We start from the raw sequence: 8,471 nt of genomic DNA, 5'->3' as shown, positions 1-8,471 counted from the left end.
CAATTGCATATTGTATATAACTACCAACAAATCCAATGATACCATAAAGATGTATTTACCACCGCCATAAATTATCCCAAAAAAATCAATATTCAGACTACATGTTACATATTACCCTTTTTATCGACATTTTTTTCTATTTTTTCGATAAAAATCGATTTAAAGTTTACAAATTTTTAACATAAAAAATTATAATATGACGCATACATTCACTACTATTTCTCTAAAAAACTACTATTACCTTAATTTATTTCCCGCGATATACATAACTATATAACTCCATTTTTATTTTCCGACATCTGAATCCCTGCTATACAGAACAAAAAGTAACCTACACCCATTTGCTCTTTCTGTTCTTACTTCGCATGTGGCAGAAATAGGCACTGACCGCTTCTACGCATGGACAGATGCTCTCGCCCATCTAAAAAGAGGGGTTTTCTTATAAAGAAAGAGAGAGTCTATCTTCTAGATAAACTCTCTCTTTTATATACAAAGAAGTAATAAAGCTCAAATTCCTTCTCTATTATCGAATTGCATTTACAACATCAAATTTCTCAAATGTAGCTGCTTTATTACCAACTAAATCTGATACTTCATAATTAGCAGTTGGTTTAATTGTAATTGTCTTAGCTAATTGATCACTATTTAATGCATCTGTTAAAGTAAGTTTAATTTGCTTACTTTCTCCTATTGCTTCAGTCACTTTAGCAGCATCAACTTGTACATCACCCACGAATACTGCATAATCAGCTACTGGCGTTTCCTCTACAACAGATGCTGGAAGTAATTCTTCGCTGAACGTTAATACAATCTCTGTTCCACTTACTAATTTTGCTTCTTTTATAACTGGTGCAATATTCTCGTCTAGTTGTATAGATTTTGTTACTTTCTCTACATCGACGCCTGCTGCTGATTTAATTCCAGATACCGTTAATTGGTAGGCACCTGTTGCTTTAACAGATCCATCTTTAAGTGTTAACTCAACAATTGCAGATGTATCTTCATTTGACTTTAATACAGCTTTGTCAACTGCAGCACCTTCAAGTTTATAGTTCTCAGCATTTGTTGCTGATGCACCATCTACTTTACCGTTAAACGCTACAGTAATCACGTTTTTATCTTCACTCACGCTAGTTGTCAGCTTTGTTGGCGCTACTTCATCACCACTGCGCACAAATTCAACTTCTTTTTCAGCACTTGGATTTTGTGCTTGTGACTTATCAGTTACAAATCCTTTTGGCAATTTAATTGTCCAATTCCCTTTGATTGCTTCTGTTAGAGGAATTTTTACAACTTTATTATCTTTGCTATCAACAACTGGTGTAGCTTGGAAAGAGCCATCTGCTGTTACATAATCTTTCACATAAGTGCCATGGAAACGTTGTTCTTTACTGTCACTTAATGTTACTGGTTCAGAATATGTTACAACTAAAACTTCTTTCCCATCTTCTTTAACAATTTTCTCATTCACTACAGTTGGAGCCACTTTATCAGTAGATACAACAAATTGTTTTGAATAGTCGTTTCCTTTATTTCCAGCTAAATCTGTTAAACCAGTAATATCAATTTTGTTCACACCATCTTTAAAGTTTTCTGTATATGTGTAAACAAGTCCTTCTGCATCAGGTGTTCCTGTTACTACTTTATCATTAATTTTCACAGTAGCAGCTTTTATTTTTTCAGAATATGTTACTTTTACTTGTGTATCCGAAATTACTTGAACTTCCTTTACTTCTGGAGCAACTTTATCTTCTTTCTTTTCTACTTTTACTTCGACAGGGTTTGGCGTAATAAAGTTACCTGTAAAGTCTTTCGCACCAACAATTGTAACATTTACAGGAGTTGTACCTTCACCTTGTACTTTTGATAAATCAACTGTCGCAAAATCATTGCCTTCTGTAAACTTCACATCTGCAGCCGTTACGTTAGGATTATCTGTTGTTACCGTTCCAATTTCTTTTAAAGGCTCAGAGAATTTAATTTTTGCTGTATTGTTATCTGTGTAATCTACACCTGTCACAACAGGGCGCGTTGTATCATTTGCTGTAAAGAAGCCAGCATGTGAAGTTACTTCCTTACCATCTAGCGTTTTCACACCAATAATTGTCGCTGCATACTTACCTGCAAAGATTTCATCTTCCCCAGCAGTAACTAGTAATGTTTTGCCATCTTCACTTAATTTTGCTGTTGCTTTTTCTAGATTGATAGCTTTTGCATCGCCAACTGCACTAAATACAACTGTATCTTTTAATGTTTCATTTTCTTTTGCCACTGTTTGTACATCAACTGGCTGTGAAAACTTCACTTCTACTTGCTTCGCATTTAATACATTTACAGATTCAACTTTTGCTTCTTTTACTTCTTTTTTACCGTATTTCACATCAGTTTTTGCAATAAATTGCGCCGCTTCAGCACGAGTTACATCTTTATCAGGAGCCCAACCGTTGTCAGTTCCGTTAGAGATTCCTAATGCAACTAAAATGTTAGCAACTTTCTCTCCCCAGTGGTCTTTCAGATCAGCGAATTTCGTTTCTGGATTCACAACTTTCTCGTCTAATTTGTAAGCTTTAACAAGCATAGACGCCATAGAAGCACGGTTGATTTTGTCTGATGGGTTGAATGCACCAGCACCGTTACCTTTGATCACACCAGCTTTTTCAACAGCAGCAATGTAAGGAGCTGCCCAGTTGTCTTTTGAATCTTCAAAAGATGGTTTTGCATCTTTGTCAATTTCTAAACCTAAAGTAATTGCCATAACTTTCGCAGCAGAAGCACGGTCGATGCTTTCAGTTGGAGCAAAAGTGCCATCTGGTTTACCGTTAAGAGCCCCTTTTTCTACTAAGTAGTTAATAGATTCAATACCCCAGTGACCTGCTGGTACATCCGGGAACGATTTACCTGCTGCTGCAGCTGGTGTTACTACACCTGCTACCATTGCTGTTGCCATTGTGCCGGCAAGGACTTTATTGAAAGTTTTTTTATTCGCCATTTTATGTATGTCTCCTTTAAAAAGAATATTTCTTGAAAATTATGTATTTTATGTAGCATAAAGGAAAAGCCCCGTAAAGCTGTTTGCTTTTCAGGGCTTTTCGATAGTATCTTTCAAGCTTATGAAATAACGTCTCGTTTAATTATTTAACAAGAGTTTCTGCTTTTGCTGCTGCTGCGTCTGCTTTTGCTACTTCAGCCTTAACAGCTTCTACAGTTGTAGCTTGATCAGCTGCTCTATGTGCTTCTTCTACTTTGATAAGTTCAGCTTCAACTTGAGCTGCTAAATCCTGCGCAGCGCGTAGCTTTGTTTCTAAAGCTGTTACATCAGCATTAGGATCAGCTTTTACTGCTTCATCAATTTCATTTTGAACTGCTGCCGCTTTATCATGTGCTGCTTTCAATGAAGCTTCTGCTTTTGTTCCAGCTGCATCAAATTTAGTTTGTGCTGCTACTTTTGCATCTGCTAAAGCTTTTACTGCTGCTGCTGCGTCTGCTTCTTGTTTTTCTTTTGCATAGCCAGCATCGTATTTATATGCTGTAGCTTGAGTTGAAGAACCTTCTTTAGCTTTGTTACCAGCTGCGTCAACTACTGCAATTACTTTGTCATTACCTTTTTGATCTTCTTCAGGAACAACAGTAATTGTAGCTGCTTGTGCTACGTTAACGTCTTGAGCCAATGTTAATACAAGTTTACGTTCTTTGTTAGTACCAGTAGAAACTGTCTCAACTTTGTCAACTTTTACATCTGAACCGTTAACTTGAATAGCGAAGTCGTTCGCTGCTTTTGCAGCAGCATCAGTATCAGCTGAGAATTTAACATTTTCATTGAAAGTTAATTCTAACTTCTTAGTAGTTGTATTGTTTTGTACATCTTCAGTTCCTACATAGTAAATAGCAGAAGCTAATTCTGGTTTCACGTTATCTTTTACGTCAAATACTAACTCAGCTGGTGCTTTTGTTTGTAATGAACCTACAATTTTTGAACCAGATTGTGTTTTAACGTTTGTAGTGATACCAAATTTGTACTTAGTAGAGTTTTTGAATGTACCCTCTGGGAATGTTACACGTACAGTTTGACGGTCACCAACGAAGTCCGCTGTTGTACCTGCTGGTAATGCTTTGCCATCAAGTGTGTAGTTTGCAACATCACGAGCTGAATCATCCATTTTCGTATTATATTTAAATGTGATTGTATTTTTAGCAGTATCAACTGTTGTGTTACCGTTTGTTGCTGCATCAAATGTGAATTCAGTGTATTCGAAGTTAGCAGCATCTTTCTTACCAACTTTTACTGAGATTGCATCATTTTTGATAGTGTTTGCAAGGTAAGTTGCTACGTTAGCACGCTCTTCTTTGTTTTTAAACTTGCCTGCTTTGAAGTCTACTGTGTATGGAGCAGCCTTCGCATCGAATTTAGGACCACTAATTGTTACAGTTTTACCATTAACTGTAGCAGCTAAGCCTTCGATAACAATACCTTCGTTATCACGAACAACGAAGTCACCTGCATTAAGAGCTGTTAATGCATTACCATCAAGATCTACTAAATTATTAGTGAATGTTACTAATAATTGTCCGTTATCTGCCATAGTACTTTCAACTACTGGTTTAGTGTTTGATTTTCCTAATGTTACAGATTGAGTAGATTTTTTACCAATTAAACCATCTGCTGTGAAGTTTTCAACTGTTACGTTTAAGTTAGCAGATGTTTCACCGTTACGGTATAATGGGTTTTCGTCATTACCATCTTTATCATCAGTAACTGTTACCCAAATACCTGGTTTAGATTTGTATGTTCCTACAACTGCATCTACTAGAGTATCGTTTGTGTTAACTGTACCATCATACTTAGTAGTATCCATAGCGAATTCATGGTTACCTTTGTTTACAGTAACTTTAGAGTTTTGGTTTAACTCTACAGTTGTGTTTGTGTAAAGGAAGAAACGGTTAGCGTTTACTGCTTCCACACCTGTTACTTCTGGAGTTGCTACTGCATCAGTAATTGTGTAAGTACCTGATACAACGCTAGCTACTTTTGCGTAATCTTTAGCAGTGTCAGCTACGTCAAAGATTACAACTTCATGGTTACCTTTTGTCTTAGCTGATTTTTCTTCGTCAGCAGACAATGCAACTGTATATTTGTATTGTCCAGCTTTACCTAAGAATTCTTTATTTGCATTATCATCTTTAGGAGAAACAGGTTTTAAATCTGTAGCAGCTAAAGCAACGCCATCAACTTTAACTAAAGTTACATCTTTGTCTGCTTTGTAAGAGTTTACTGGGCGATCAAATGTAAGCTCTAATTTACCTTCTTTTTTAGCTACAGATACTAAAGCAGGTGCTGCAGTTTCAGAGAAAGTCATTTCATTTGAAACAAATTTAGCAACGTTCTTTCCGTCTTTTGTTTTAATGTCATCATTTGTTTGGATAACATATTTGTCACCATTTTGGAATGCAACTTTTGCTGATTGGTCAAGTAATAAAGTTGCAGACTTTCCATCTTCTGAAACAGTGATATTTTGAATATCTTTGATTTCATTGTTGTTAACTTTTAGTTGATAGTTTGCTGTTTTTTCAGCAGAATCTTTATCAACAGCTGTGTTGAATGTTACTTTAATTTCAGAAGCGTTAATCGCGCTTACAGATTCAACTTTAGCTTCTTTCGCTTGTTCTTTAGCGTATTTTGCATCAGTTTTTGCAATGAATTGAGCAGTTTCTGCACGAGTTACAGCTTTGTTAGGAGCCCAACCGTTGTCAGTTCCGTTAGAGATTCCTAATGCTACTAAGATGTTAGCATCTTTCTCTCCCCAATGTCCTTTAAGGTCATCGAATTTTGTTTCTGCATTCGGAGCGTCTAATTTGTAAGCTTTTACAAGCATAGATGCCATAGAAGCACGGTTGATTTTGTCGTCTGGTTTGAATGAACCTTGACCGTCACCGATGATTACGCCAGCTTTTTCAACTGCAGCGATGTAAGGAGCTGCCCAGTGGTTTTTTGCATCTTCGAAAGATGGTTTTGCATCTTTGTTGATTTCTAAACCTAAAGTAACTGCCATAATTTTCGCAGCAGAAGCACGATCGATTTCTTCAGTTGGACCGAAAGTGCCGTCTGGTTTACCGTTAATAGCACCTTTGTCTACTAAGTAGTTAATAGAGTCAGCTGCCCAGTGATCTGCTGGTACGTCTGGGAACGATTTACCTGCTGCTGCAGCTGGAGTTACTACACCTGCTACCATTGCTGCTGTCATTGTTCCAGCGATGATTTTGTTGTAAGACTTGTTCTTTGCCATTTTATGTATTTCCTCCTTTGGGAATTTAATACTAATTTCACAAATTATAAAATTAGTAGACATCATGTGGTAAAAAATTTCTTTAAAGGAAAATAAAAACTACATTACCAAAATATGATTCAACTACATAATACACCATTTTTGTACTTTTTCAAACATTTTTCAACATCAAAATTCGACAAAAAGGGTGTGATTCGTCATCATATTTATCTATTACTCTATTTTCCTGTTTAAAAATATATTAAGAATTGTATTCGATTACATCCAACATTCTAACATTCTAAATATATCTATATGGCATTATATCAAACATGCGCTTCGTATTGCAACATTTAATTATGAACATATTTTGACATGATTCGACATTTTTCGATATTTTCATCACGTAAACCCTTTCATCTTTCGACAAATTCCCTTCTTCTGTAAATTTCAAATAAAGTCACGTAGTTTCTTAAAAAGATACGATGTTTTAAAGCTTGTTTCGTCCTGCTTTACAGGTTCTTTTTTTATTTATATCTATTTTTATTTTCCAGCATATGAGTCGCGGCTATGAAGAACAAAAAGTGCCTCCACTCGTTCGCTCTTTCTGTTTTTACTTCGCATGTGGCAGAAAAAGGCACTGACCGCTTCTATACATCGCCAGATCCTCTCTCCCACCTAAAAAGATGGGTTTTATGTCATTTTTTTAATTAATGTATATATAGTACGTAAAAAAAAGAGGGTGCCCTCTAAAAGCTCGATGTACTCTCGCTTTTACGACACTCTCTTTTTTTTAAGTCTTGGATAATATATTTTGATGCCTTTGAAATTTGCAGGCGCAGTTCACTTACTCGCTGTCCTAATCCATACTGCACATTTTCTTTTTGCTGAAGCTGTTTGATTGCCATATTATATAGCGTTTCCGCGGTCCAATCCCCATCTACATTCCCTATGATCGGCTGGTTCACCTGTTGTAAAAATGAATCAATCTTTGGATCGTATGAAATGCCGATCATTGGTGTATTTGCAACAGCGGATAAAATAAGGGCGTGAAGACGCATCCCTATTAGAAGAGAACACTCTGACAAAATAGATATTTTCTCATAAATATCCATTTGGTACGGGAGCATATGTGCTTCTTCTCCCATCAAATTGATAATGTCTCTCGATGCACTTTGGTCAAAGGGACCATGCATCGGTACAAAGAGAATGTGATACCCTTCTCTCTTCAGCTTTTTTAATGTTTCAGCCAGCTTTCTTAGGTAATCTTCTTTTGCATCCCAATACCGAACACTGACAGCAATTACTTTTCCTTGCACAGAATGTTTTTGTAACCAATTTGTTGTTCCTTCAGGCTGACACGCTAATACTGGATCTGGAACAAGCTCAATATCTTTTTTTATACCAATTTCTTTTAAGTATAAAAAAGAATCTTCGTCACGAACTGATACATATTCTGCTTTCGATACATGCCACTTCACCAATAGACGATTTTGTCTCTTTGTAATCGGACCGATCCCTTGCGCATAAATGTAATATGGCTTCTTCAAAAAACGTGCCAGGCGCATAATGCCAGTATAGTATAGGATACTTTTAATGCTTGTCTTATCTTGCAGGAGGCTGCCACCGCCGCTAATTAAACCATCACTTTTTTTAATCTCTCGATAAATTGCTTTTATATCCCATCGATTTACTGCTTCTACACCGTACATTTTCCTCGTATAATCAGGGTCATTTGAAAGTACAACAAGTTCAAGAGTTGGTTCCTCTTCATGCAACGCTTTAATAATTGAATGCAAAATCGCTTCGTCCCCAACATTATAAAAACCATAGTATCCTGATAAAACTAACCGCACTCTTAATCTCCTCCAACATTCCGCAATCAACTCTTTTTATACTTGAACAAATTGCCATCAACTCCTCATCTGAAAAGGTTTGATAACGTAAGATTATTTTCTCGCTCAAACTATATAAATCCATTTTCGTTTATTCTACGATTTGTAAGCAATAATACTCCCACCTCAAGATTCAAAGAAACAAGAAAAATAGGTGGGAGCTAACTGCCTGCAAAAACCCAGTTGGCGAACCTCCCATCACGAATGGAAGCCCCTATATAAATCCCTGCTATGCGGAATAAACAGTAACCTACACTCATTCGCTCTTTCTGTTTTTACTTCGCATGTGGCAGAAATAGGCCCTGACCGCTTCTAT

At 36.5% G+C, this 8,471-nt stretch carries 3 protein-coding genes; all 3 read right to left on the bottom strand.

Annotation, left to right across the window (positions count from 1 at the left end):
- Positions 1–523 precede the first annotated feature (523 nt).
- The gene (locus V7183_RS15260; protein WP_335360068.1) at positions 524–2,989 is read right to left on the bottom strand and encodes an S-layer homology domain-containing protein; all 2,466 of its coding nucleotides are present in this window, start codon (positions 2,987–2,989) and stop codon (positions 524–526) included.
- Between the two features lie 142 nt (positions 2,990–3,131).
- Positions 3,132–6,281 (bottom strand): S-layer homology domain-containing protein, encoded by a 3,150-nt coding sequence (locus V7183_RS15255; RefSeq protein ID WP_335360067.1) that lies wholly within the window; start codon positions 6,279–6,281, stop codon positions 3,132–3,134.
- A 728-nt stretch (positions 6,282–7,009) separates the two neighbouring features.
- Complete coding sequence (gene csaB / locus V7183_RS15250) at positions 7,010–8,116, bottom strand: polysaccharide pyruvyl transferase CsaB (protein WP_335360066.1); 1,107 nt, start codon at positions 8,114–8,116, stop codon at positions 7,010–7,012.
- Positions 8,117–8,471 lie beyond the last annotated feature (355 nt).

Origin of the sequence: Bacillus sp. JJ1127 (assembly GCF_036965845.1) — a bacterium.
Classification (GTDB): domain Bacteria; phylum Bacillota; class Bacilli; order Bacillales; family Bacillaceae_G; genus Bacillus_A.
Note: the sequence above shows the minus strand (reverse complement) of the source record. Positions and strands in the feature narration are given on the sequence as shown.